The following is a 23,949-nucleotide window of genomic DNA, read 5'->3' on the forward strand; positions in this document are numbered from 1 at the left end:
AGGGGGTGGTGTCACAGGTCGTCGAGGCCGTAGCCGTCGAGGCACCGGCGTGCCAGCGCCGCGTACGCGTCGGGGTCGCCCTCGCGGACGATCGTGGGGAGGTAGACGTGCGGCGAGCCGTGGTAGAAGCGCTCGTACTGGTCGTGGCGTCCGGCGAACTCGCTGCCGAGCGCGTCCCACGCGAGCTTGAGCAGCTTGATCCGCGACTCGGAGTCGTGGCCGGGCGAGCGGACGTACTTCGCCAGCAGCGCGGCCACCTCCGGGTGCCGCAGGTCCCGGAAGGACGACGGGAGCTGGATCAGCCCTCCGCCCGCGAGGAGCTTGATCTCGGCGAGCACCCTGGGGTACAGGTCGGGGCCGACGGCCAGCTGCGCGCACGACATCTCGCGGCTGGGCATCACCGCGCCACCACCACCCGGCACCGGCTCCGCGCCGTCCTCGATGGCGACCGCGATGGCCTTCGCGGTGTTGAGCCACGTCATGAGCTTGCCGATCTGCATCCGCACCGGCGGCAGGTCGTAGGTGTTGTTGGCCCGCGCCACCAGGATCGCGACGCCGGTGAGGAATTCGAGCTTGGTCCACAGGCGGATGGCGCCGTGGTGCACGAAGCTGACGAACGCGGGCGTCCTCCAGAACTGCTGGTGGCACTTGTCCGGCTCGCGGTAGACGAAGACCCGTTCCCACGGCACGAAGACGTCGTCGAACACCACCAGTGCGTCGTTCTCGTCGAACCGGCTGGAGAGCGGGTAGTCGAACACGCTCGTCGCGCGGGCCTCGTAGGACGTGCGGCTGACGAACTTCACGCCGGGTGTGGCGACCTGGACGGAGAAGCTGAGCGCGTAGTCGGCCTCGGCGGGCGACATCCGCTGGGTGACGCCGACCAGGATCTCGTCGGCGAACGCGGCGGCGGTGCCGATCATCTTGGCGCCCCGCACCACGATCCCGTCGCCGCGCTCGGAGACGACCCGCAGGCACAGGTCGTCCTCCTCCTGCTCCGACGGCGGCTTGGTGCGGTCGATCTGGGGGTTCACCAGGGTGTGCGCCTGGTAGAGGTCGTTCTCGGCCATCCGCCGCCAGTGCGCGACCACGTTGGCGGAGCCGTCGAACTCGCCGCCCGCGAAGACCTCCGGCACGGTCGCGAAGCCCGCGACCGCGGACGCCATGTAGTCCGGCGAGCGGCCGAAGAAGCCGAACGTCGCCTCGGACCACACCTTGAACGCCCTGCCCTTGGCCCGCAGCTCGTCCTTCGAGGTCGGGATCAGGTGCGCCCTCAGCACCTTCTCGGTCGACCCCGGCAGCGGCGCGGTGAGCACGTCCTCGTACCGCTCGTCGTGGGTGAGGTCGTACAGGCCCGCGATCGAGCCGAGCGACCGGCGGAAGGCCGGGTGCGTCGTCACGTCGTCGACCTGCTCGCCGTCCAGCCAGATCACCCGGCCGTCCCGCAGCGATTCGAGGTACTCCTTGCCGGTGCGCGTCATCGCGGTGTCTCCATCAGGTGAGGTAGCGGGGCCACCCGGCTGAGGTCGACGCCGAGTCCGCGCATCGGGGCGCGCGCCTTGAGCAGCATCTCGTCGAACTCGTCGGACGGGTCGGAGTCGAGCACGATCGCGCCGCCCGCGCCGATGCACAGGTTCTCCCCGTCGGAGACGGCGGTGCGGATGACGATGTTGAGGTCGGCGGTGCCGTCGCGGTCGAGGAAGCCGATGGAGCCGGAGAAGATGCCGCGCGGCGTGCTCTCCAGCTGGTCGAGGATCTCCATCGTGCGCAGCTTCGGCGCGCCGGTCATCGAGCCGCCGGGGAAGCACGCCCGCACGCAGGCGATGGTGTCGACGTCCTCGCGCAGGGTTCCGCGCACGGTGGACACGAGCTGGTGGACCGTCGCGTAGCTCTCGACCGCCATGTACCGGGGCACGTGCACGGAGCCGATCTCGCAGACCCGGCCGAGGTCGTTGCGCAGCAGGTCGACGATCATCAGGTTCTCGGCGCGGACCTTGGGGTCCTCGGTCAGGCTCGCGCGCGACCGCTCGTCCTGCTCCGGGTCGGCGCCGCGCGCCGAGGTCCCCTTGATGGGCTTGGACTCCACCGTCCGGTCGCGGCCGACGCGCAGGAACCGCTCGGGCGAGGAGCACAGCACCGTGATCCCGCCCAGGCGCAGGAAAGCGGCCTGCGGCGCGGGGTTCGTGCGGCGCTGCACCAGGTACAGCTCCAGCGGGTCGACGTCGAGCGGCAGGGTGGTGCGGGTGGTCAGGCAGATCTCGTAGCTCTCCCCCGCGTGCAACTGGTGCCTGCACGCCTCGACGTTGTCGAGGTAGTCCTGCCGGTGCCGCAGCAGTCCGGGACCGGGGTCGTAGTCGAGGTCGAACGGCTGCCGGGTCTCCGGCAGCGGCACCACGTCGGCGAGCCTGCTCTCGGCGTCGTCGAGCCACAGCTCGGCGGTCGGGTCGTCGGCGCGGCGCGCCAACGCGATCAGGTGGGTGCGGCGCAGCTCGTGGTCGACGACCACGAGCCGGGTGGTCGACATCCACACGGCGTCCGGGGTGGTCGAGCGGTGCCGGTTCGGCGACCCCAGCTCGCCCTTCAGCTCGTAGCCGAAGTAGCCGACGTAGCCGGACGTGAGGTCGAACGGCAGGTCGGGAACACCGTCCACGGGTTCGGCGAGCCGGGCGCGCAGCACGTCGAACACCGACCCGCCCTCGTCGCCGACGCGGTAGGTCAGCACCTCGCCGGACGGCCCCTCCGGCGCGCCGAGGAAGGAGAAGCGCGACAGGCCGGGCTCGACGCGGCTGCTGTCCAGCCAGAACGCGTGGTCGAGGTGGGCGAACAGCTCCGTGAACGCGCCCGCCGTGTCGACCTCCCGGTCGATCTCGCGGTGGCGCAGGCGCCAGCGCGCCGCCTCCGGAGCCACTCGCGCGGCGGGCACGGGCCGCGACACGGGTAGCACGAGGGGTGTGCCGAGCGCCTTCCCCTGTTCCGCCAGCGTCTTCGCCGCGACCCTGCCGAAGTTCTCGATCAGGGCGGCGCCGTGCTCGGAGGCGATGGACTCGGGGTGGAACTGCACGCCCCACATCGGCCGGTCGCGGTGCCGCAGGCCCATCAGCACGCCGTCCTCGGCCCACGCCGTCGGCTCCAGCACCGCGGGCAGGTCCTGGGCGGGCACGCACAGCGAGTGGTAGCGCACGGCCACGAAGTCCTGCGGCAGCCCGTCGAACAGACCCGCCCCGTTGTGCCGCACGCGCGTCAGGTGCCCGTGCCGCGGCTGGGGCGCGCCCACCACGTCGGCGCCCGCGAGCAGGGCGATGGCCTGGTGGCCGAGGCACACGCCCAGCAGCGGGACGTTCGTGTGCCGCAGCAGGTCCCGCACCGCGCCGAGGTCCCGCTCGCGGCCGGGGTGCCCCGGACCGGGCGAGACCACGACCGCGTCGAAGTCGTCGACCGCGAGCGTCGCCCAGCGCGCGTCGTCGTTGGTCACCACCACCGGGGGCGTGCCGTAAACGCCGGCCATCAACTGGAAGAGGTTGTAGGTGTACGAATCGTGGTTGTCGATGAGCAGCGTGCGCATACAACCCCCATTTCAGCCTGGTTATCGGCGTGCCACCTTGGGCAGTAAATTGGAGGCGCGCACGCGGGAACAAGACCGCAAGAGCGTCGTGAGAGCAGCGCAAGACCCTTTCGAATGCGCGCGCTTACTGAAGTGATAACAGGCCGGTCTAGCTTTCGGTTCGCCAGATGTCGAGCAACCGGAGAGTCTCATGACCACAACGGCAATTCCGTCCCAGACCACGAACGGGCACGCGGTCGAGACCGCGCCCGCTCCCGCACCGGCCAAGGTGCCGTCGTCCTCCAGCGCGAGCCCCGCGCTGCTGGGCTTCCCGGCCTTCGCGATCGCGGCGCTGTCGCTCGCGCTGTTCCTCACGGGCTTCAACCAGACCACGATCCCCAGCACGCTCGCCGCGCCGCTGCCGATCATGATCCTGGCCAGCGGTCTGCTGTTCGCCGCCACCGCGTGGGCGATCCGCCGCGACGAAGGCGTCATGGCCTCGATGTTCGGCCTGTTCGGCACCTTCTGGCTCAGCTTCTCGGTGCTGGTCCTCGGCCTGCTGAACAACTGGTTCGGCAAGCTCCCCGAGCCCGCCCAGCGCGGCGCGCAGGCCAACTTCCTGCTGATCTGGTTCGTCACCATGGTCGTCATGACCTTCGCGACGCTGCGGCTCCAGAAGGTCTACACGCTGCTGTTCGTGCTCATCGACTTCTCGCTGATCACGCTGTTCTCCGCGGTCAGCATCGCCCGTCCGGGCGCGGGCGGCGACCCGTTCATCCTGCACCCCGGCGTCGTGGCGCTGTTCGTGATGCCGGTCGTCGGCATGTACCTCTTCGCGAGCGCCGTCAACTCCGCTCTCGGCGGCAAGTCCTTCCCCATGGGAAAGCCGTTCAAGCGCTGACCCAGCAGTGTCGGAAAGGTCTGAGGAAGAAGCTGAACCGGTGGTCTCACTCGATCTCGGCGGCGGGATTCGGAAAACTTCCGCCGCCGAGGTCGGAGGGGTCGCGTTCGGCGCACAGGAAACACCGCTCCACGTCATCGAGAGGCGAGAAATGAACGGACTGACCCGTCGAGGATTCCTGGCAGGTACGGCGATCGGCGGTGCGAGCCTGGTGACGGGTACGTCGGTCGCGGCCGCGAGCGCCAAGCCGGCCGCAGGTGACTGCGGCCCCTTCGGTCCGGTCACCATCCCGACCGGCGACCCCCGCTACAAGAGCATCCAGCAGGCCCACAACACCCGGTACACCGGCGCTCCCGACTACGCGAAGGTCGTGGGCACCCCGCGACAGGTCCTCGACGCGGTCGGCGAGGCGGTGGCGAACAACAAGCGGCTCGCGGTCCGCTCGGGCGGGCACTGCATGGAGGACTTCACCACCACGCCGGACATCAAGGCGCTCATCGACCTCTCGCAGCTCGACGAGGTGTACTACGACGAGGCCAAGCGCGCCTTCGCCGTCGAGCCGGGCGCCACGATCGGCAAGGTCGCCGAGACGCTGTTCAAGGGCTGGGGCGTGATGATCCCCGGCACGGGCTGCGCGGCCGTCGGCGTCGGCGGGCACATCCCCGGCGGCGGCTACGGGTTCTTCTCCCGCCGCCACGGGCTCACGGTCGACCACCTGCACGCCGTCGAGGTCGTGACGGTGGACGCCTCCGGGACGCCCCGGCTGATCACCGCGACGCGCGAGGCCAACGATCCCAACCGCGACCTGTGGTGGGCGCACACGGGCGGTGGCGGCGGCAACTTCGGCGTGGCCACGCGCTACTGGTTCCGCACGCCGGGCGTCTCGTCCACCGACCCCTCCAAGCTGCTGCCCAAGACCGGCAACCAGCGGGCCAGGATGCTCATGTGGTCCTGGGACTCCATGTCGGAGCAGGCCTTCGTCACGCTGATCCGCAACTACTGCGCCTGGTTCGAGCAGAACAGCGCTCCGGGGTCGCCCAACACCAAGGTCTGGGGAACCCTGTTCGCGAACCACGCCTCGGCCGGGACGATCGGGATGCTCGCGGGCGTCGAGGACACCGTCCCCGGCGGCGAGGCGATGCTGAACGCGCACTTCGACACGATCACCGCGGGCGTCGGCGTCCCGCCGATGTCGGACTTCGGCGAGGTCACCTCGTGGCTCGACCCGCGCAACTGGGTCAGCGACCCGGCGGGCAGGCAGAAGAACAAGACGGCGGACCTGCGCAAGGGCTACACCGAGCAGCAGATCTCCGCGATGTACCGGCACCTCACCGACACCAACTACGCGAACCCCAACGCGCTGGTGAACATCACCGGCTTCGGCGGCGCGATCAACGGCGTGGCCCCCGACGCGACCGCCGCGGTGCACCGCGACTCGATCCTGCGCGTCTACTTCACCGCGGGCGGCTGGACCGGGGAGTGGGAGGACCAGACCAACATGACCTGGATCCGCAACCTCTACCGCGACGTCTACGCCGACACCGGCGGCGTGCCCGTCCCCAACGCGATCAACGGCGGCGCGTTCATCAACTACGCCGACAGCGACCTGCGCGACCCCGCGTGGAACACCTCCGGCGTCCCGTGGCACACCCTGTACTACCGGGACAACTACCCGCGGCTCCAGCGGATCAAGAAGCGCTACGACCCGCGCAACGTGTTCAAGCACGGAATGTCGATCGTCCCGGCGTCCTAGCCGGTGACCGCCGTCCCCGCCGGGCCCCAACCCGGCGGGGACCGCTGCTCTCCCCACCCCCGTCAGTCCACGAGGAGCCCCCCTTCACAAGGAGCCGCCATGTCCGCGAAACCGTTGGTCGAAGGCCAACCCGCACGAATCAGGGGCCGCACGGCGGTCGCGCTCGCCGTCGTGGTCAGCTTCTGGGGGCTCATCCTCGTCGACGAGATGGTCGTCAACATCTCGCTGGCCCAGATCGCCGAGGGCCTCCAGCTGACGCAGACCGAACTGGGCTGGGTCGTCAACGCCTACCTGCTCCCGTTCGGCGGTCTGCTGCTCCTCGGGGGCAGGCTCGGCGACATCCTGGGCAAGCGCCGGGTCTTCATCGCGGGCACGGCGCTCTACACGGTGGGCTGCCTGGCCCGCGCCGTCTCCCCGGACGCGTGGGCGCTCATCACCGCGAGGGCCGTGCAGGGCACCGGCGCGGCGCTGGCCACGCCCTGCGTCCTGGCGCTGATCCTCAACACGTTCGGCGAGGGTCCGCTGCGGCGCAGGGCGATCGGCGTCTACACGATCGCGGGCGGCACGGGTGCCGCGGTCGGCCTGCTGGTCGCGGGCGCGCTCGGCTCCGTCGGGTCGTGGCAGGCGCAGATGCTGCTGGCGGGCGTGATCGGGCTGGCCCTGCTGGTGGCCACGCCCGCGGTGGTCGAGGAGACTCCGCGCCAGTCCGGCAGGCTGGACGTGCCCGGCGGGCTGCTGTCGTCGCTGGGGCTGGTGGCGCTGGTCTACGCGCTGGCGAACTCGACGGGCGACGGCTGGCGCAGCGGCCCGGTGATCGCGTGCTTCGTCGGCGGGCTGGTGCTGATCGGGCTCTTCGTGCTCGTCACCAGGCGCACCGCGGAACCGCTGCTGGACCTCGGCCTGTTCGGCGACCGGACCCGCGTCGGCGCCTACCTGGTGCTGCTGCTGATGCCGGGCACCCAGATCGGCATCTTCTTCTTCCTCAGCCAGTACCTCCAGATGTTCCTCGGCTACTCCGCGATGTCCGTGGCGCTGGCGTTCCTGGTCGTGTCGGTCGGCATGGTCGGCGCGGCCGGGCAGGCGGCCCGGCTGGAGCCGAGGCTGGGCGCCAGGGCGGTCGTCGTGGTCGGCGCGCTGATGCTGCTGGCCGCCAACGCGTGGCTCGTGCGGATGGGTCCGGGTGACGGCTTCTGGACCGCCGTGCTGCCGTCCCTGCTGCTCGTGGGTGCCGGGCTGGCGTTCACGATCATCCCGGCCACGATCCGCGCGACCTCCGGGGTCGAGGACGAGGGGTCCGGATCGGCCTCCAGCGTGGTGAACGCCGTGCAGAACGTCGGCTCGTCGCTCTCGCTGGCGATCATCGTGGCGGTCGCGGCGACGGCCGGTGCCGCCGCGGCGGCGAGCCCGCCGTCCGACCTCCCGCCGGAGGCGCTGGACGGGTTCGTGTTCGGCGAGTCGATGACGGCGGGCTTCGCGACGGGCGCCGTGTTCGCGGCCGCCGCCGCGCTCGCCGCGCTGCTCATCCGGTCCCGGCGCGCGGCCGGGGTGGTCGTCGAGCCGAGCCCGGAACCCGCGGAGAGTCACACGACCAGGTGATTCCGCGGTCGAGCGAACGGCCCCTGGAAGAACTTCCAGGGGCCGTTCGCCGTGCCGGGGGTCGTCGCGTCAGTGCGCGCCGAGCGCCTCCGGCACCCGGCGGAACGCCGACGGCGGGCGGTCGAGGTCGATGCCGAACGTGGTGCGGTAGACCTCGACGAGCTCCGGCTCGTCCAGGGTCCGCTCGGTCGTCGTGCCCCGGTCGGTGGTGATCAGCCTGTTGCCGTGCAGCGTGACCCGGCCGGTCGGGGTCTTCAGCGAGCACAGGTCCATGGTGTTCCAGAACGACTCGGGCGACGCGTGGTGCCAGTCCCACGAGGGCTGGAAGTCGCACCAGCGCCGCGGGTGCGCCTCCACCCGGTACTTGGGCGCGCCGTCGAACAGCACGTCGACGTCGCCGTACGGGGCCTCGACCACGCGGAACTCGCCCGCCGGATCGACCTGGGGCTCGTCGGTGTCCATCCGCAGCGGGAACACGTACCCCTGGCCGAACCCGACGTCGAGCATCCACGGGCTGTCGAGGTCGACCCGCAGGACGAGGTGGTCGAGCGCGAACATCGGCTCGCCGTCGGGCTTGAACGGCGCGGCGGCCAGCAGCGTCACCCGGTACCCGAGCGCGCGCAGCAGCGCGCCGAAGGCCCCGTTCAGCTCGTAGCAGCCACCGCCCCGCCGCAGCCGGACGATCTTGTCGACGTACACGTCCTCGTCCAGCTCCACCGGCGTGCCCATCCGGGTGTAGATGTTCTCGAACGGCACCGCGTAGAGGTGCCGTTCGTGCAGTTCCCGCAGCGTGTCGAGATCCGCCGCGCCGGGCATCGGCGCACCGATGCGTTCCAGGTAGTCGCGCACCATCCGCTGGTCCATGCCCCGATGGTGCCAACGCGCACGCGCGCGCCCCGCCCGCGAAGACCGGCTCGAGCGCGAGTTGAGAGGACGCCGATACGGTCGACCGCATGACTCAACCCTTGACAGGCAAAGTCGCGCTGGTGGCCGGAGGGACCCGCGGTGCGGGTCGCGGCATCGCCGTCCAGCTCGGTGCGGCCGGAGCGACCGTCTACGTCACCGGTCGGACGACCCGCTCCGAGAAGTCGGAGATGAACCGCCCCGAGACGATCGAGGAGACGGCCGAGCAGGTCACCGCGGCGGGCGGTGTCGGCATCCCGGTGCGGGTCGACCACCTCGTGCCGGACGAGGTGCGGGACCTGGTCGAGCGGATCGACGCCGAGCAGGGCGCGCTGCACGTCCTGGTGAACGACATCTGGGGCACCACGGCGGTGGAGTGGCAGAAGGCGGTGTGGGAGTCCGACCTGGAGAACGGCCTGCACACGCTGCGGCTCGCCGTGGACACGCACGCCATCACCAGCCACTTCGCGCTCCCTCTGCTGATCAAGTCGCCCGGCGGGCTCGTCGTGGAGGTGACCGACGGGACCGACGAGTACAACTCGGTCAACTACCGGAACTCCTTCTTCTACGACCTCGCCAAGGGCGCGGTGAGCCGGATGGCCTTCGCGCTGGCGCACGAGGTCGCCCCGCACGGGGCGACGGCCGTCCTGCTCACCCCCGGCTGGCTGCGCTCGGAGTTCATGCTCGGCGAGTTCGGCGTGACCGAGGAGAACTGGCGGGACGCGACGAAGTTCCAGCCGCACTTCGCGATCTCGGAGAGCCCGGCGTACGTGGGGCGCGCGGTGGCCGCGCTGGCCGCCGACCCGGACGTGGCCCGCTGGAACGGCCGGTCGCTCTCCAGCGGACAGCTGGCGCGGGTGTACGGGTTCACCGACCTCGACGGCAGCCGGCCCGACGCGTGGCGCTACATGGTCGAGGTGCAGGACCCCGGCAAGCCCGCCGACACCACCGGCTACCGCTGACCGGCGAAGACCGCGCTGAGAGGCGTCCGCGCTACTTTCGGCTGGTGAGGAGCCTAGTCGAGAGCATCGCAGCCCATCACTTCGTCGACGAGGACCGGATCGTCGTGGCAGGCGGCACCGACGAACTCGTCCTCCTGCTGGCCAGGACGCGGGGTCCGGTCCTCGTCGGCGGCCACACGTCCCACGCCCGCCACCTCCGCGCGGCCGGGGTCCCCGTGGTGGAACTGCCCCTGCTGGACTACCGCGTTCCCGCGGCCGAGCTGTGCCTCCGGTTCGAGAGGGGCGTCGGGCTCGCGTTCGTGAGCAACCCCCACGACCTGACCGGCACGGTGCTCAGCGCGGGGTCGGTGCGCCGGATCTGCGCGGCGGCCCGGCACAACGGCGCGCTCGTGGTGTTCGACGAGACCTGCGCGGAGTACGCGCTGGGCCCCGACTTCACCTCCGCCCGCTGGTGGGCGTCCCACGGCCGCGGCGTCTGCGTGCTGCGGTCGTTCCCCGAGGTGCCGGTCGGCTACCTGATCGGCGACCCGGCCGTGGTCGAGCGGCTCGGCGGCCCCGCGGTCGGGGCGGCGGGCCGGTCGGCCGCGTTCGACGCGCTGCCGGACCGGGAGTCCCTCTCCCGCGCGAGGGAGGACAACCGCGCCGCCCGCGCGCTGCTGTGCCGCGGCCTCGCCGAACTGGGCATCGAGTTCATCCCGTCCTCGGCCGACTTCGTGCTGGCCAGGATGCCGGGACGGTCCGACCTGGCCGATGTCGGGTTGGCCGACCACGTCCGGATCCCGGTCGGCCGGGTGGACGAGGTCGCCCACCTGATCGAAGACCTCGGCGGACGGATCGGGGCGGCGCGATGACGCGGGAGACGACCACGGCCAGCGGTGTCCCGCTCCCGCCGTTCGTGGGACCCGAGGACGTGGCACCGGGGCTGGCGGAGCGGCTGGGCGAGCCCGGCGGGTTCCCGTTCACCAGGGGCATCCGCCCGACGATGTACCGCGAGCGCCCGTGGACGATCCGGCAGCTCGCCGGTTTCGGAACGGCGCGGGACACCAACGTCCGCTACCGGATGCTGCTCGACGGCGGCTCGACCGGGATCAACGGCGTGTTCGACTACCCCAGCCTGCGGGCGTTCGACTCCGACGAGCCGCGGGCGGGCGCCGACGTCGGGCGGGGCGGTGTCGCCGTCGACGTGCGCGACGACTTCGACGTGCTGTTCAAGGGCATCCCGCTGGACGAGGTCAGCGTGTCGCTGGTGTCGTCGCAGCCGATCGGCGCCGTCGCCCACCTGGCGATGTTCGTCCGGTCCGCGGAGCGCCAGGGCTTCGACCGGCGGCGGCTGGCGGGCACGAGCCAGAACGACTTCCTGATGGAGACCGCCATCACCATCGCGCCGGAAGCGCTGCCCCCGGCGGGTTCCTTCCGGTTGGCGTGCGACCTGGCGGACTTCGCGCTGCGCGAGATGCCGCGCTGGAACCCCGTCAGCGTGAGCGGGTACAACTACCGCGAGGCGGGCGCCGACGCGACGCTGGAGATGGCGCTCTGCCTCGCCCACGGCCAGGCCGTGGCCCGCGAACTGGTGCGGCGCGGCCACCGCCCGGAGGCCGCCCTGTCCCGGATCTCGTTCTTCCTGTGCGCCCACAACGACTTCTTCGAGGAGGTCGCGAAGTACCGGGCGCTGCGCCGGATGTGGGCGCGGTGGGTCCGCGACGAGTTCGGCGTGACCGACCCGCGCGCGCAGCTCTTCCGCTACCACGTGCAGACCTCCGGCGTGACCAACGCCGCCCGCCACGCGCACGTCAACATCGCCCGCAGCGCGCTCCAGGGCCTGGCGGCGGTGTGCGGCGGCACGCAGTCGCTGCACCTCAACGGTTACGACGAGGCCGTGTGCATCCCGAGCGAGCACGCCGCGCTGACCGCGCTGCGCACGCAGCACGTGCTGCTGCACGAGACCGGTGTCGCCAAGGTCGCGGACCCGTTGGGCGGCAGCCACCTCGTCGAGTACCTCACCGACTCGCTGGAGCACCGGGCGGCCGAGGTGCTGCGGGTGATCGACGGGCTGGGCGGCGTCGTCGCCGCGACCGAGCGGGGCTGGGTGCACTCCGAGCTGGCGAGCACCGCGTACGCCGACCAGATGGCGATCGAGACCGGCGACTCGCTCGTGGTCGGCGTCAACACCCACCTCGACGGCGACGACGAGGAGATGGCGCTGTTCGAACTGCCCAGCGGCAGCCTGGAGCGGCAGACCGCGCAACTGGAGGCCGTCCGCGCCCGACGTGACGCGCGCGCCGCCTCCGCCGCGCTGCGCGCGGTCGCCGAGGCCTGCCGCGACGGGCGGAACACGATGCCGCCGGTGCTCGCCGCCGTCGACGCCGACGTGACCCTCGGCGAACTCGGCGGGCTGTTCCGCGACGAGCTGGGACGATGGGAGTTTCCGCTGTGGTAGCAGCACTTCAGGGCCGCAAGGCGATCGTCGCCAAGCTGGGCATGGACGCGCACTGGCGCGGCGCCATCGTCGTGGCCAAGGCCCTGCGGGACGCCGGGATGGACGTGGTCTACCTGGGCCACACCACCGCCGCCGACCTGGTCGCCGCCGCGGAGCAGGAGGACCCGGTGCTCGTGGGCCTGTCCACCCTGTCCGGCAACCACCTCGACGAGTGCGCGCTCGTGATGACCGCCTTCCGCGCCGCGGGCCTGCACGACGTGGTCGTCGTGGTCGGCGGCACCATCCCCCCGCGCGACCAGGCACGGCTGCGGGAACTCGGGGTGGACCAGGTGTTCGGCGTCGGCAGCCCGCTCACGCACATCGTGGACCAGGTGTCCACCCTGGTCGCCGCCCGCGAACCCCTCCGCCTGGCGGTCGAGGCCCCGAGGAGCGGCTGATCCGTTGCGGCGGGTACTACCGCGGGTGCGGGGCTGTCTTCACCTCGACCGCGTCGAGCACCACGCCCATGGTGGACCGGTTCTCCATGAAGTTCTCCGTCAACACGGTGATGTTGTACCTGGTCACACCATCCGGAACGGCGACGGGCTCCTCGTGTCGCGGGACCTCCTCGAACAGCACGGAGAACTCCTCGAGGAGTCGGGGATGCGCCTCCAGCAACCTGCTGAGCGCTCTGTGCTGGAGCCGCACCACCGACCTGGTCTTCCGCGCCCAGTCGGCGATGAGGGAAACGGCTTCGTAGGGCAGTGCGGCGCCGTGCTCGACCAGGACTCGGCTCATCAGCTCGACAGCCGCGTCCAAGCGAGGTGAGGGCTCAAACCTGGTCGGAAGAAGCAGGTTGACCCCGTGACCGGGGAACAGCGAATCGAGCGCACCGCTGATGAGGACATCGACGTTCTCGGACGGATCGTCGAACCTGCTCGATGTGAGAAGCGCGTCGTTCACGGCGGACCCGTATCGAAGTCTCCGCAGCCGGTCCTCGTCCCCGGTCAGCCGCACGTGGGACATGTCCGCCGTGATCCCACCGCCGAAGGCGTGGTCCAGCGTGATCGAGTCGACGCGCCGGTTGAGCGTGCTCACCAGGTCCTGCCAGCTCAGGACGTCGAGCCCCGCACGCCACAGGTCGACGGTCGAACGCCAGTGGTCCTGGTCGTCCTCACCGGGCCACACCTCGTCCAGCGGCACCTCGCCGTCACCGAGCACGACGCGCAGCAGCACCAGGTTCGCCGAGTACGCGGCGAGTTCGCGGACGTGGTCCACGGGCAGCGGGCGGTAGTTCGCGAACCGGTCGGACCGGTGCCGCTTGCGGTGGTTCACCAGCAGGTCCCTGACCATGCGGGTGATGGCGCGCCGACGCTCGGGGGGAAGCTCTTCGACCAACTCCTGGAGGAACGTCAGGATCGTCCGACGGTTGCTCAGGGGTTGGTGCGACGTCACCGCGAACAGCAGGTCGTCGTAGTCGCGGTCCCGACGCCGACCGCCCGACGGCAGTTGCTGGACGACCACTCCGAGCAGGTGCCGGGCGACGAGGTACTCGCCGAAGGTGGCGTGCAGGAACTCGTAGCTCTTCTCGCTCAGCCGCTGCACGTGCTGGTTCGTCTCGTCCACGTGCACGAAGAAGAACTGCCCGATGGTCCACTTCGCGGCGGTGGACTCCCGGCCGTCTCCCTCGCTGAACGCCGCGGCGTCCGCTGCGAGTTCGGCCTCGGTGATGTTCTGCCGCCCCCTGTTGACCATGCCCAGCGCCACGATCCCGAGCCGCCACAGGTGGTCGTCGACGGCTTCCTCGAAGTCCTCCTCGGAACGGTCGCCGAACGGACGGGTGACCTCACGGCGGGCGAAGGACTCCAGCAGGTGCCCGTACAGCGCGGCCTTGGACAGGTCCGCGCCCAAGCTCGTCGCGTTCGGGTCGGCGGAGTAGAGGGCCAGCATGAACAGCAGCAGGGGCTGCTCGACCAGGTCGCGGTGGACCATCGCGGTGTCGACGTCCAGCGGCCGGAAGGTGCCTGCCCGCGCGCCTGCCCGGTTGGCGTCGTTCCAGACGTCGAGCCACGCCGTGACCTGTTCCTCGTCGAACTCCTCCAGCCGCACCACGGGCGAGCGGTGCGGAATGGTGACCCGGTCGGCGACGACCGTGCGGGAGGTGACGACCACGACCACGGGATGCCCCATGTCCGCTTCCCGCTGCTGGAAGCGGACCACCTCCTGGAGGTAGCCCGCGCGCCTGCTGGAGGAGGCCTGGAGCAGCTCGTCCAGGCCGTCCAGCAGGACGACCCGGACCGTGCTCGCGCTCTGCTCCACCAGCACCGGCCAGCTCACCCGCCCGTGGGTGGTCGCGTGCAACGCCTGTTCGACCTGGTCGTACACCGGCGCGTCGACGTCCACGCGGCGCAGCGGCACGCGCACCACCGTGTACTCCGACAGCGGCAGGCGCGCCGCGAGGACCTGCGTCAGCAGCGACTTGCCCGCGCCGGGGTGGCCGAGCAGCAACAGGGGCCACTCCGCACCGTCCGGTGACGTGAGGTGAGCGGCGAGGAGGACGTCCAGGTCGTCGCCGACCGGCTGGTCCCGCCACCACCGGTCGTCCCACGGAGCCGAGTCGGACGACGGCCGGTCGCAGACTCGGTAGCGCGGGTTCACGTGGATCCGACCGACGGTCGGGAACTCGATGTCGTCGCGGTGCTCGGACTGGTCGTCGGGCACGATCCGCTGGCCGAGCACCGACGTGTTCGCCCGGTGGAGGGTCGTGCGGGAGTCCGGCACGGCCGGTGCCTCCGGTGGCGGGTCCAGGCTGAGCAGCCGTTCGACCCTGGCCAGTGCGGCACCGTGGTGGTCGAGCGCCGCAGCGAGCTCACCGCGGGTGCCGCGCACCTCGTCGCGGGTGGCGGCGTGCTCCCCGAACGACGCCCACACCAGGAATTCGGGCACGTCGGCCGCCATGCGGAGGTAGTGCTCGCGGTACTCGGCGGTCGCGTCCACCACGACCGCCGCGAAGTCGACGCCGCCGCGCCACTCCTGCAAGCCGTCCAGGAAGGACGTGGCGCGCTCCGCGAGTTCGCGCAGCCAGGCCGTGACGGCGGCGGTGTTCTCCTCGAATCCCCGCCTGGCCGACGGGGCGGGCACGGCGGCGGCGTAGAGCTGGTCCACCAGCTTGCCGCCGTGCTCGCCGTCCCAGCCGGCCACCAGGCCGACCTGGTCGCCGGTCGTGAGTTCCAGCGCCTCGAACGCCCGGTCCCCCAGGTGGTTCCGGAGCGCTTCGAAGAAGGACGTCACCACGAGCACGGTGTGCGCGGCCGCGATCAGCTGACGCCGCTCGTAGCCCGCGGTGCCGAGCCGCCGCTGGGACACCGCGCGGAGCGCGTCCCCGGCCAGCGTGAACGCCTGGTTCTTCTGGTCGACGGAGCCCCACACGGCCGCGGCGACACCCGCCGGACCGAGGATGCCGACGGCCGGTGCGGCGAGGACGACGCCGCCGAGCGCGCGGTCCACCGCCTTCAGCCACGGCGGGTCGTCGCTGCCGAGGATCCGCAACGCGCCGCGATAGGTCAGGGGGTGGTCCTTGGGCATGGATGCTCCGCACTCCAGCGCGCCGTCCGTGGGTCACCGAACCTATCACCGCCCCCGCACAGGACAGGTTTTCCGCACTATTGCGTAAACACGTTGTGCCGCAACGGATCAGCGGCGCAGGTACTTCCTCAGGTGCTGCGCCGTGTACGTGTCGGCGTCGGCGACCAGTTCCGCGGGCGTGCCGGTGAACACGACCCGGCCACCGTCGTGCCCCGCGCCGGGACCGATGTCGATCAGCCAGTCGGCGTGGGCCATGACGGCCTGGTGGTGTTCGACCACGACGACCGTGCTGCCGCCGTCGACCAGGCGGTCGAGGAGGGCGAGGAGCTGGTCGACGTCGGCCAGGTGCAGGCCCGCGGTGGGTTCGTCGAGGACGTAGGTCGCGGCGCCCTCGCCCATGTGGATGGCGAGCTTGAGGCGCTGCCGTTCGCCGCCGGACAGGGTGTTCAGCGGCTGGCCGAGGCGCAGGTAGCCGAGGCCGACGTCGGCGAGGCGGGCCAGGACCGCGTGGACCCTGCCGGACGGGAAGAACTCCAGCGCCTCGGCGACCGGCATGGCGAGCACCTGGCTGATGTTCTTGCCCCGCAGCGTGTGCGCGAGCACCTCGGCCGTGTACCGCTTGCCGCCGCAGTCCTCGCACACCGACGACACGCCCGCCATCATCGCGAGGTCGGTGTAGATGACGCCGAGGCCCTTGCACCTCGGGCAGGCGCCCTCGGAGTTCGCGCTGAACAGGGCGGCCTTCACCTTGTTGGCCTTGGCGAAGGAGGTCCGGATCGGGTCCAGCATCCCGGTGTAGGTGGCCGGGTTGCTGCGCCGCGACCCGCGGATCGCCGACTGGTCCACCACGACCACGTCGTCGCGCTTCCCCAGCGAGCCGTGGACCAGCGACGTCTTGCCCGCGCCGGACACGCCGGTGACCACGGTGAGCACGCCGAGCGGGATGTCCACGGACACGTCGCGGAGGTTGTGCAGCGACGCCCCGGTGATGGGCAACCGACCGGACGGCTCGCGCGGTGCGGAGCGCAGCTCGACGCGGTGGTCCAGGTACCGGCCGGTCACCGTGTCCGAGGCCCGCAGACCCGCCACGTCACCGGTGTAGCACACGTGGCCGCCCGCCGACCCCGCGCCGGGTCCGAGGTCGACGACGTGGTCGGCGATCTCGACGACCTCGGGCTTGTGCTCGACGACGAGCACCGTGTTCCCGTTGTCCCGCAGCCGGAGCAGGAGCCCGTTCATCCGCTGCACGTCGTGCGGGTGCAGGCCGACGGTCGGCTCGTCGAAGACGTAGGTGACGTCGCTGAGGCTGGATCCCAGGTGCCGCACGGTCTTCACCCGCTGCGCCTCGCCGCCGGACAGGGTGGACGACTCGCGGTCCAGGCTCAGGTAGCCGAGGCCGATCTCCACCAGCGAGTCCAACGTGGACGACAGCGCGGCCAGCACCGGGCCGACCGACGGGGTGTCGAGGTCGCGGACGAACGCGGCGAGGTCGTCGACCTGCATCGCCGCGCACTCGGCGATGTTGCGCCCGGCGATCCGCGACGACAGCGCGGCCGGGTTCAGCCGGGTCCCGTCGCACGAGCGGCAGTGGGTGAACGTCGCGATCTTGTCGACGTAGGCGCGCAGGTCGGGGCGCAGCGCGTCGCGGTCCTTGGTCAGGAAGTGGCGGCGCATCTTCACCAGCAGGCCCTCGTAGGTGGCCTTGCTGTCGCCCTTCCGCATCTTCGTCGCGGGCCGCTCCAGCAGGTCGTCCCACTCCTGCTCGGTGAAGTCGGCGAGCTTCTTGTCCGGGTCGAAGTAACCCGATCCGGTGATGATCTGCCAGTACCACGAGCCGATCCCGGTGTGCGGTGCCGTGATCGCGCCCTCGTTCAGCGACTTCCGGCGGTCCAGCACGGCGTCCACGTCGATGTCCGAGACGTACCCGTGCCCCTCGCAGACCGGGCACGCGCCCTCGGGGGTGTTGAAGCTGAACGCGCTGGACGGGCCGATGTGCGGGTCGCCGAGCCTGCTGAACACGACCCGCAGCATCGTCTGGGCGTCGGTCGCGGTGCCGACGGTCGACCGCGAGTTCGACCCCATCCGCTCCTGGTCGACCACCAGCGCCACGCTCAGGTTCCTCAGCGCGTCGACGTCCGGCCTGCTCATCGACGGCAGGTGGCCCTGGACGTACGCGGTGTAGGTCTCGTTGAGCAGCCTGCGCGACTCGGCCGCGATCGTGCCGAACACCAGCGACGACTTCCCGGAACCGGACACACCGGTGAAGACGGTGAGCCTCCGCTTCGGGATGTCGAGCGAGACGTCCGCCAGGTTGTTGTGCCGCGCACCGCGGACCTCGATCACGTTGTGGCTGTCGGAACCCATGCCGGACATCATGAGGGTCGTTCGACCAGCGCGAGGACACGGGTGGGGCTGCCCGAACCGCGAACGATCGGCAGCGGGCCCGCCACCAGCACGGCGCCGGTGGGCGGCAGCAGGGCCAGGTTGCGGAGCTGGGTCAGGCCGTACTTGCCCGCGCCGTGGAAGAACCAGTGGCACGGGTAGGGCCGGTCGAACTCGCCCGCCAGCCCCGCGTCCGTGCCGACGGTCTCGACCCCGATGCCGGTCAGCGGCGTCTCCTCGGCCAGCCAGCGCGCGCACTCCTGGTCGACGCCGGGCGTGTGCCCGTCGTTGAGGAACCGGGCCGGATCGTCCCGGTAGGCGTCCCAGCCGGTGCGGTAGAGCAGCCAGCCGCCGTCCGGGAGCGGGCCGTGCTCGGCCTGCCACCGCTCGACGTCGTCCCTGCGCAGCAGGAAGTCCGGGTCGGCGGCGGCGCGCGCGGAGAGGTCCAGCACCGCCGCGGGGCCGACCAGCCGGGCGGGCGGCACCTCCGACACGTCCTGCGACCCCTTGCCGGACAGCCAGTGCACCGGCGCGTCGAAGTGGGTGCCGGTGTGCTCGGACAGCCGGATGTTGTTCCAGTACACCGTCGGCCCGGCCGCGTCGTAGTCGCTGATGACCTCGCGGGAGAACGGCCACGGCTGGCCGCGGTCCGGTGGCAGCGCGATGATCGGCGTCCGCTCGGACAGCGGCGCCGTGAGGTCGACGACCTCGACGGCACCGCCGCGCAGCGCCCCCACCAGGTCCGTGAGCACGCCCATCGCTACACCGTCCGGATGTCGTCGCCGTCGAACTCGACGTCGAACTGCGGCAGCGGCTGCTTGGCCGGTCCGCCGGTGACGGACCCGTCGGCCATGGAGAACGTGCTGTGGTGGCAGTCGCAGTTGATCGTCCCGTTGCCGAAGCCGGTGATGGCGCAGCCGCGGTGCGTGCAGACCGACGAGAAGGCCTTGAACACGCCCTCCTGGGGTTGGACGACGACCACGCCCTGTTCAGCGAAGATCTGCCCGCCGCCGACCGGGATGTCCGACGCGGTGCCCAGCGGCGTGCCGGGCGGCGGCGGCTCCGCGGTGCGGACGACCTCGCCGCAGGCCGCCACCGCGGTACCCGCGATCACCGCACCGGTGCCCGCGATCACCGCGCGCCTGCTGTAGGTGTTGCCCATGTCCGGTTCCCCTCCACGTTCACGACGGTTCAGCGACCCTGTCGACCAGCTCCGACCCGACGATGCCCGCGGCCGCTCGAAGAGCGCTCGGGAACGACTCGCCCGACCGGTCCCGCGCCGCGAGGTGGCCGTCGGGACGGACCAGCCACCACCCGGTGCCGTAGGCGTCCACCGCGTCGTCCACGGCCGTGGCGACGGTGATCTCCGGGCTCAGGCCGTCGACCGGCGCACCCGGCGGCAGGACGGCCACCAGGCGGGCCGGGACGTCCCACGGCCGGGCCCACGCGGCCTCCGCGACGGCGGCGGCCCCCTGCCCGGTGGAGGCGAAGACCAGTCCGACGAAGCCCCCGCCGAGCAGCGTGCGCAGCCGGGTCGGCACGCCCTCGACCACCACCCGGCAGTCCGGGGCGAACGCGCCCAGCAGCGGGTGCCCGGTCTCCACCAGCGGCGACCCGGTGTAGGTGAAGGGTTCGGCCATCCGCCCGCTGTTGACGTGCTTGCGCGCCAGTCCGAGGGACCGGGACAGCGTCAGCAGCACCGCGCGCGTCCAGCGGCGGATCCTGTTCGGCGGCACCATGAACCGGATGGTGGCCTCGGTGACGCGCAGGTTCTCCTCGGCCGCCGCGTAGCGCTCGCCGTGGTAGGTCTCCAGCAGCTCCTCACCCGCGGTGCCCGCGCGGACCAGCGCGATCTTCCACGCGAGGTTGTCGGCGTCCTGGATGCCGCTGTTCATGCCGCGCGACCCGTACGGCGGCAGCGCGTGCGCGGCGTCGCCCGCGAACAGCACCCGCCCCACCCTCAGCCGGTCGACGACCCGCTGGTGGAACCGGTACGTGCTGACCCAGTCGACCTCGTACGGGACGTCGCCGATGACGGCGCGGACCCGCTGGTCGAACCGGCCGTCGGCGCGTTCGGCCTCGATGTCGGCGTCGGGCGGCAGCTGCCAGTCGATCCGCCAGACGTCGTCGGGCTGCGGGTGCATCACGAGCTGGCGGCCGGGGTTGAACACCGGGTCGTAGTGGAAGTGCCGCTCCTTGGCCAGCGGCAGCCGGGCCCTGATGTCGGTGATCAGGAACCGGTCCCGGTGCGTGTACCCGGTCCACTCCACGCCCATCAGCTCCCGCAGTCCACTCCGGACACCGTCGCACGCGACCAGGTGGGAGAAGACCAGATCCTCCTCGCCCAGCGCGGTGGACACCCGCGCGGTGACGGAGCCCGCGTCCTGCGAGACGCCCGTGACCCGGTGCCCCCAGCGCACGTCGCACAGCGGTTCCGCCTCCGCCGCCGCGGCGAGCACCTGCTCGATGCGGTGCTGGGAGATGTTGACGAACGGGCCGAAACCCGGTCCGCGCGGGTACTCCGCGGCCCGGATCTCCCGGTTGCGCACGTAGGTGCGGGCGACCGTCCACGTGACGCCCTCGTCCGCGATGGTCTCGGCGCACCCGACCTTGTCGAGCACCTCCAGCACGTCGCCCTGGATCAGGCACGCCTTGGAGCCCTGCTTCACCAGTTCGGGATCGGCCTCCAGCACCACGGTGGGAACCCCGAGCCCGGCCAGCCGCAGCGCGGCCACCAGTCCCACCGGTCCCGCGCCGACGATGCCGACCGGTGGTCTCATGAGGGTGGTCACGGTGCCCCCGTAGTCTCGTTGTCGACCTTCTCGTCCACCTCGACCGCGTGGAAGACGGGGATGTCCCGCACGGCGCGGAGGTAGGGGGTGCCCTCGGTGTACCCGGTGCCCGGCACGTCGCCGAGCATCCGCACCGCGAGCCGGTAGTGCGTCCTCCGCCAGCGCAGCATCGCGCGGGCGAACGAGTTCATGGCCTCCGCCAGCGGTTTGCGCGCGTCCTCCGCGACCACGTCGGACTCGCACATCCGCCGGTAGGCCTCGTCGAGCGTCGGCTGGTCGCCGAGCACCCGCGCCCGCACGTCGGGCACGGAGCGGTAGGCCGCCGACTCCACCCGGTCGCCGTCCGGCCTGCGGCACAGCGACTCGACGAGCTTGTAGTTGCGGGACTGGATCGCGCTGGCGCCCTCGGTGAAGTTCCGGAACGTCCGGAACGACTCGACCTGCATGGTCGCCAGCATCGAGAACAGCGGTGACGACTCGCGCAGCGCGACCTCCGAGCTGCTCATGAAGTGCACGGCCCGTTCGATCTCGCCCTCCCCCAGCGCCGCGACGGCACCGCGGATCTGCGTGGCCAGCAGGGAGAACGTGGTCTCGAACGCCTGGAGCGACCGGAGGAACAGGTACTCGTCGTGCAGGGTGTGCACGGGCAGGATGCTCAGCTGCACGGCCCTGCGCTCCGCGTACGACATGTCGCCGCGCACCGCGGCGCACGCCTGGCGGGCGAGGTCACCGGGCTCGGTGGCGGTGAGCCCGGCGTCCAGCGACATCCGGGCGAGCGCGGGCAGGATCACCCTCAGCCCGTGCCGGAAGCGCTTGCGCACCACGACCCCGTCCGGCCGGGCCTGTGGCAGCAGCGTGGTGCGCCCGTCCGCGGCGGACAGCTCGAAGGCCAGCGCGTCCGCCACCAGCTGGGCGGTGAGCCGGTCGCACCGCGTCCTGGCGAACGGCGCCTGCTCGACCGGGTCGTCCGCGCCGGGGAGCTGGAGCAGCGGCAGCGCCAGGTAGGACGGGTAGTCGTAGCGCTTGTCCGGCTTGTCCAGCGCGGTGCCCAGGAACGACACCAGCGTCTGCACGTGGGACCACGGGCCGCCCAGTTCGGGGAGCAGGTCGCGCACGTTCGCGAGCAGCTCCAGCAGTTCCGGCGCGACGAAGTGCTTCCCGGCGCTGTGGTACTCGCGGACCACGGCTCCGTAGGGGAACCGCTTGACGTCCGGTGCGCGCAGCCAGGAGTTCAGTTCGGCGGTGGACATGGCTACCGCCCCGCTCTGGTCGAGGAGCGCAGGTCGCCGAGCACCGAGCACAGCGCCGCCACGTCGTCGGAGTCGTTGTAGTAGTGGAAGGACAGCCGGACCACGTCGCCCCGCGGGCTCACCGAGACGTTGCGGGCGGCCAGCGCGCGGGCCAGCGCGCCGGGATCCGGGTCCACCAGACCGATGTGCGCGCCGCGCCGCTCGGGCGGCAGGACGCGCACCTCTTCTCCCTGTCCGCCCAGCATCTCCGCGGCCAGCTCCGTCAGTTGCAGCACGTGCATACGCACCTCCGCGAGGTCGAGCGCTCCGATCAGGCCAAGGGCGGCGTTCGCCGCGTAGCAGGCGGGGACCGCCGGGGTGCCGGTCTCGAACCTGGTCGCGGCCGCCGGGAAGTCGAGGACGGCGGGGTCGAACGCGAACGGGTCCACCCGGCCGAACCAGCCCGTGAGCCGGGGGTCGCGGTCGGTGAGGTCCGGTGACCGCACGTAGAGGAAGGCGAGCCCCGGCAGGCCGGGCAGGTACTTCATGGCGCCCGCCACCAGGAAGTCGCAGTCGAGTTCGCCGACGTCCACGGGCTGCACGCCGACCGCCTGGTAGGCGTCGACGAACACCGCGGCACCCGCCGCGCGGGCGGCGCGGGTCACGTCGCCGACCGGCGACCGCAGTCCGCGCCCGTAGGTCACCAGCGGCACGGACACCAGCCTGGTGCGCCGGTCGACCAGCCCCGCCTGGTCCACGGGGTCGACCGCGTGCACGACGTCGGCGCCGCGCGGGCGCTGCGCCAGCCACACGTGCGAGAGCGAGGGGAACTCCTCGACGGTCGAGACGATCCTCCCGCGCCGCGAGTAGTCCAGTGTGGACGCGACCTGGTAGGCGCCGGTGGAGGCGTTGGGCACCAGCGCGACCTGGTCGGCGCTCGCGCCGATGAGGGCGGCGAACCCCTCGCGGGCGCCGCGGACCTGCTCCTCGAACTGCTCCCACGCCCCGCCGCCGCCGGTCATGTCGTCGGCCATCCGCAGCAGCGCGCGGTCCAGGTCGTCCGACCGCGCGCCGAGGCTGCAACTGGACAGGTGCGTCCTGCGCCCCAGCACCGGGAAGCGGGCGCGGAACGCGGTCGCGGTGACGGCGCCACCCGCCGTCGTGGCGGTCATGTCCGCGCCTCGGGGGGCTCGGCCATCGGCCCGGTCAGGGTCAGCTCGGTGCGGACGTCCCACAGCTCGGGGAAGAACTTGTAGGAGATCAGCTTCGCCAGCACGTCGACGGGGGTGCCCTGGGTGCCGACGACCTGGTGGCCGATCACGCGGGTGGCCATCTTGTAGTGCTGCACGCGCCACAGCGAGATCCGCTCGTCCCAGTCGATCATCGCCTCGGCGAGCCGCTGCTCCGCGCTGTCGACCTTGCTGCGGTACAGGTCCGCGAGGTCGATGCCGCGCCGCTGGACGAGGTCGCGGAAGACGCTCCCGAGGTGGCGGCTGCGCCGCTGCACGGACTTCCACCCCGGCGAGTCGGCGCCGGAACCGTGCCCCAGCACGGTCCTGATGGTCTGGAAGTCCCAAGGGGACAGGTGTCGCATCATCTCCAGCTGGTCGGTGACGAGCACGACGCCGAGCGACGCCCTGCCCAGCAGGCGGATGGCGGTGTCGAGGTTGTCCACGCCGATGCAGTCGGCGGCTTCCGCCACCTCGGCGCAGGCGAGCTTCAACCACAGCTCGGTGGACTGGTGCACGACCTGGAACAGCAGCTCGTCGCGGTGCACGACCTCGTCGGCACCGCGCTGCAACGACAGCAGGGTGTCGGTGCGCATGTACCGCGCGTAGTCGTCGCCGCCTTCGCCGGCCAGCACCTGCTGGGAGTAGTCCTTCATGTGGCGA

18 protein-coding genes are annotated in these 23,949 nt (G+C 71.6%); 7 read left to right on the forward strand and 11 right to left on the reverse strand.

All coding sequences use genetic code 11. From position 1 onward, the window contains the following. Nucleotides 1-11: 11 nt before the first annotated feature. Together AC156L_RS04540 and pabB are read right to left on the reverse strand one after the other, a co-directional pair. A complete protein-coding gene (locus AC156L_RS04540) occupies nucleotides 12-1,478 on the reverse strand; it encodes a 4-hydroxyphenylacetate 3-hydroxylase family protein (protein ID WP_330875040.1) in 1,467 nt (488 codons plus the stop codon). Continuing rightward, complete coding sequence (gene pabB / locus AC156L_RS04545) at nucleotides 1,475-3,559, reverse strand: aminodeoxychorismate synthase component I (protein ID WP_330875041.1); 2,085 nt, start codon at nucleotides 3,557-3,559, stop codon at nucleotides 1,475-1,477. The genes AC156L_RS04540 and pabB overlap by 4 nt, the downstream gene beginning before the upstream one ends. Nucleotides 3,560-3,749: 190 nt before the next feature. Between pabB and AC156L_RS04550 the strand changes: the two genes are divergently transcribed. From AC156L_RS04550 to AC156L_RS04560, 3 genes are all read left to right on the forward strand, one after another. Further along, the gene (locus tag AC156L_RS04550; RefSeq protein WP_330875042.1) at nucleotides 3,750-4,439 is read left to right on the forward strand and encodes a GPR1/FUN34/YaaH family transporter; all 690 of its coding nucleotides are present in this window, start codon (nucleotides 3,750-3,752) and stop codon (nucleotides 4,437-4,439) included. A 151-nt stretch (nucleotides 4,440-4,590) separates the two neighbouring features. Continuing rightward, entirely contained in the window at nucleotides 4,591-6,192 is a 1,602-nt protein-coding gene (locus AC156L_RS04555; RefSeq protein WP_484406619.1) for an FAD-binding oxidoreductase, read from the forward strand. A gap of 99 nt (nucleotides 6,193-6,291) precedes the next feature. Then, complete coding sequence (locus tag AC156L_RS04560) at nucleotides 6,292-7,788, forward strand: MFS transporter (protein WP_330875044.1); 1,497 nt, start codon at nucleotides 6,292-6,294, stop codon at nucleotides 7,786-7,788. Nucleotides 7,789-7,857: 69 nt separating this feature from the next. Here the strand turns inward: AC156L_RS04560 and AC156L_RS04565 are convergent, their stop codons facing one another. Next, a complete protein-coding gene (locus AC156L_RS04565; protein WP_330875045.1) occupies nucleotides 7,858-8,652 on the reverse strand; it encodes an arylamine N-acetyltransferase family protein in 795 nt (264 codons plus the stop codon). 89 nt (nucleotides 8,653-8,741) lie between these two features. On the opposite strand from AC156L_RS04565, the gene AC156L_RS04570 reads away from it, so the two are divergent. Genes AC156L_RS04570 through AC156L_RS04585 form a run of 4 tightly spaced genes read left to right on the forward strand, consistent with a single transcriptional unit; the run spans nucleotide 8,742 to nucleotide 12,527 of the window. Beyond that, nucleotides 8,742-9,653: an SDR family oxidoreductase gene (locus AC156L_RS04570; RefSeq protein WP_330875046.1), complete on the forward strand. Its 912-nt coding sequence runs from the start codon at nucleotides 8,742-8,744 to the stop codon at nucleotides 9,651-9,653. Between the two features lie 44 nt (nucleotides 9,654-9,697). Then, nucleotides 9,698-10,504, forward strand: coding sequence for an aminotransferase class I/II-fold pyridoxal phosphate-dependent enzyme (locus AC156L_RS04575; protein WP_330875047.1), 807 nt, complete (start codon nucleotides 9,698-9,700; stop codon nucleotides 10,502-10,504). Further along, a complete protein-coding gene (locus AC156L_RS04580) occupies nucleotides 10,501-12,090 on the forward strand; it encodes an acyl-CoA mutase large subunit family protein (protein WP_330875048.1) in 1,590 nt (529 codons plus the stop codon). The genes AC156L_RS04575 and AC156L_RS04580 overlap by 4 nt, the downstream gene beginning before the upstream one ends. Continuing rightward, nucleotides 12,084-12,527, forward strand: coding sequence for a cobalamin B12-binding domain-containing protein (locus tag AC156L_RS04585; protein ID WP_330875049.1), 444 nt, complete (start codon nucleotides 12,084-12,086; stop codon nucleotides 12,525-12,527). The genes AC156L_RS04580 and AC156L_RS04585 overlap by 7 nt, the downstream gene beginning before the upstream one ends. Nucleotides 12,528-12,543: 16 nt before the next feature. Here the strand turns inward: AC156L_RS04585 and AC156L_RS04590 are convergent, their stop codons facing one another. From AC156L_RS04590 to AC156L_RS04625, 8 genes are all read right to left on the reverse strand, one after another. Then, nucleotides 12,544-15,654, reverse strand: a complete 3,111-nt coding sequence (locus AC156L_RS04590; protein WP_484406621.1) for an NACHT domain-containing protein — start codon at nucleotides 15,652-15,654, stop codon at nucleotides 12,544-12,546. A gap of 108 nt (nucleotides 15,655-15,762) precedes the next feature. Then, nucleotides 15,763-18,018, reverse strand: a complete 2,256-nt coding sequence (locus AC156L_RS04595; RefSeq protein WP_330875051.1) for an excinuclease ABC subunit UvrA — start codon at nucleotides 18,016-18,018, stop codon at nucleotides 15,763-15,765. Nucleotides 18,019-18,026: 8 nt separating this feature from the next. Next, complete coding sequence (locus tag AC156L_RS04600; protein WP_330875052.1) at nucleotides 18,027-18,794, reverse strand: cyclase family protein; 768 nt, start codon at nucleotides 18,792-18,794, stop codon at nucleotides 18,027-18,029. A gap of 2 nt (nucleotides 18,795-18,796) precedes the next feature. Continuing rightward, nucleotides 18,797-19,198, reverse strand: a complete 402-nt coding sequence (locus tag AC156L_RS04605; protein WP_330875053.1) for a Rieske (2Fe-2S) protein — start codon at nucleotides 19,196-19,198, stop codon at nucleotides 18,797-18,799. 19 nt (nucleotides 19,199-19,217) lie between these two features. Next, a complete protein-coding gene (locus AC156L_RS04610; RefSeq protein WP_484406622.1) occupies nucleotides 19,218-20,816 on the reverse strand; it encodes an FAD-dependent monooxygenase in 1,599 nt (532 codons plus the stop codon). Between the two features lie 8 nt (nucleotides 20,817-20,824). Beyond that, a complete protein-coding gene (locus AC156L_RS04615) occupies nucleotides 20,825-22,078 on the reverse strand; it encodes a tryptophan 2,3-dioxygenase (RefSeq protein WP_330875055.1) in 1,254 nt (417 codons plus the stop codon). Between the two features lie 2 nt (nucleotides 22,079-22,080). After that, on the reverse strand, nucleotides 22,081-23,229 hold the full coding sequence (locus tag AC156L_RS04620; protein WP_330875056.1) for an aminotransferase class V-fold PLP-dependent enzyme: 1,149 nt from the start codon (nucleotides 23,227-23,229) through the stop codon (nucleotides 22,081-22,083). Next, on the reverse strand, nucleotides 23,226-23,942 hold the full coding sequence (locus tag AC156L_RS04625) for a tryptophan 2,3-dioxygenase family protein (protein WP_330875057.1): 717 nt from the start codon (nucleotides 23,940-23,942) through the stop codon (nucleotides 23,226-23,228). Before AC156L_RS04625 ends, AC156L_RS04620 begins: the two co-directional genes overlap by 4 nt. Nucleotides 23,943-23,949: the final 7 nt, after the last annotated feature.

It is taken from the genome of Umezawaea sp. (assembly GCF_057122925.1).

Coding starts and splice junctions, on each gene's coding strand:
- pabB (WP_330875041.1), bottom strand. CDS start 3,559: ATGCGCACGCTGCTCATCGACAACCACGATTCGTACACCTACAACCTC.
- AC156L_RS04565 (WP_330875045.1), bottom strand. CDS start 8,652: ATGGACCAGCGGATGGTGCGCGACTACCTGGAACGCATCGGTGCGCCG.
- AC156L_RS04615 (WP_330875055.1), bottom strand. CDS start 22,078: ATGTCCACCGCCGAACTGAACTCCTGGCTGCGCGCACCGGACGTCAAG.
- AC156L_RS04620 (WP_330875056.1), bottom strand. CDS start 23,229: ATGACCGCCACGACGGCGGGTGGCGCCGTCACCGCGACCGCGTTCCGC.
- AC156L_RS04600 (WP_330875052.1), bottom strand. CDS start 18,794: ATGGGCGTGCTCACGGACCTGGTGGGGGCGCTGCGCGGCGGTGCCGTC.
- AC156L_RS04610 (WP_484406622.1), bottom strand. CDS start 20,816: ATGAGACCACCGGTCGGCATCGTCGGCGCGGGACCGGTGGGACTGGTG.
- AC156L_RS04560 (WP_330875044.1), top strand. CDS start 6,292: ATGTCCGCGAAACCGTTGGTCGAAGGCCAACCCGCACGAATCAGGGGC.
- AC156L_RS04605 (WP_330875053.1), bottom strand. CDS start 19,198: ATGGGCAACACCTACAGCAGGCGCGCGGTGATCGCGGGCACCGGTGCG.
- AC156L_RS04625 (WP_330875057.1), bottom strand. CDS start 23,942: ATGAAGGACTACTCCCAGCAGGTGCTGGCCGGCGAAGGCGGCGACGAC.
- AC156L_RS04555 (WP_484406619.1), top strand. CDS start 4,591: ATGAACGGACTGACCCGTCGAGGATTCCTGGCAGGTACGGCGATCGGC.
- AC156L_RS04590 (WP_484406621.1), bottom strand. CDS start 15,654: ATGCCCAAGGACCACCCCCTGACCTATCGCGGCGCGTTGCGGATCCTC.
- AC156L_RS04580 (WP_330875048.1), top strand. CDS start 10,501: ATGACGCGGGAGACGACCACGGCCAGCGGTGTCCCGCTCCCGCCGTTC.
- AC156L_RS04595 (WP_330875051.1), bottom strand. CDS start 18,018: ATGGGTTCCGACAGCCACAACGTGATCGAGGTCCGCGGTGCGCGGCAC.
- AC156L_RS04540 (WP_330875040.1), bottom strand. CDS start 1,478: ATGACGCGCACCGGCAAGGAGTACCTCGAATCGCTGCGGGACGGCCGG.
- AC156L_RS04550 (WP_330875042.1), top strand. CDS start 3,750: ATGACCACAACGGCAATTCCGTCCCAGACCACGAACGGGCACGCGGTC.
- AC156L_RS04570 (WP_330875046.1), top strand. CDS start 8,742: ATGACTCAACCCTTGACAGGCAAAGTCGCGCTGGTGGCCGGAGGGACC.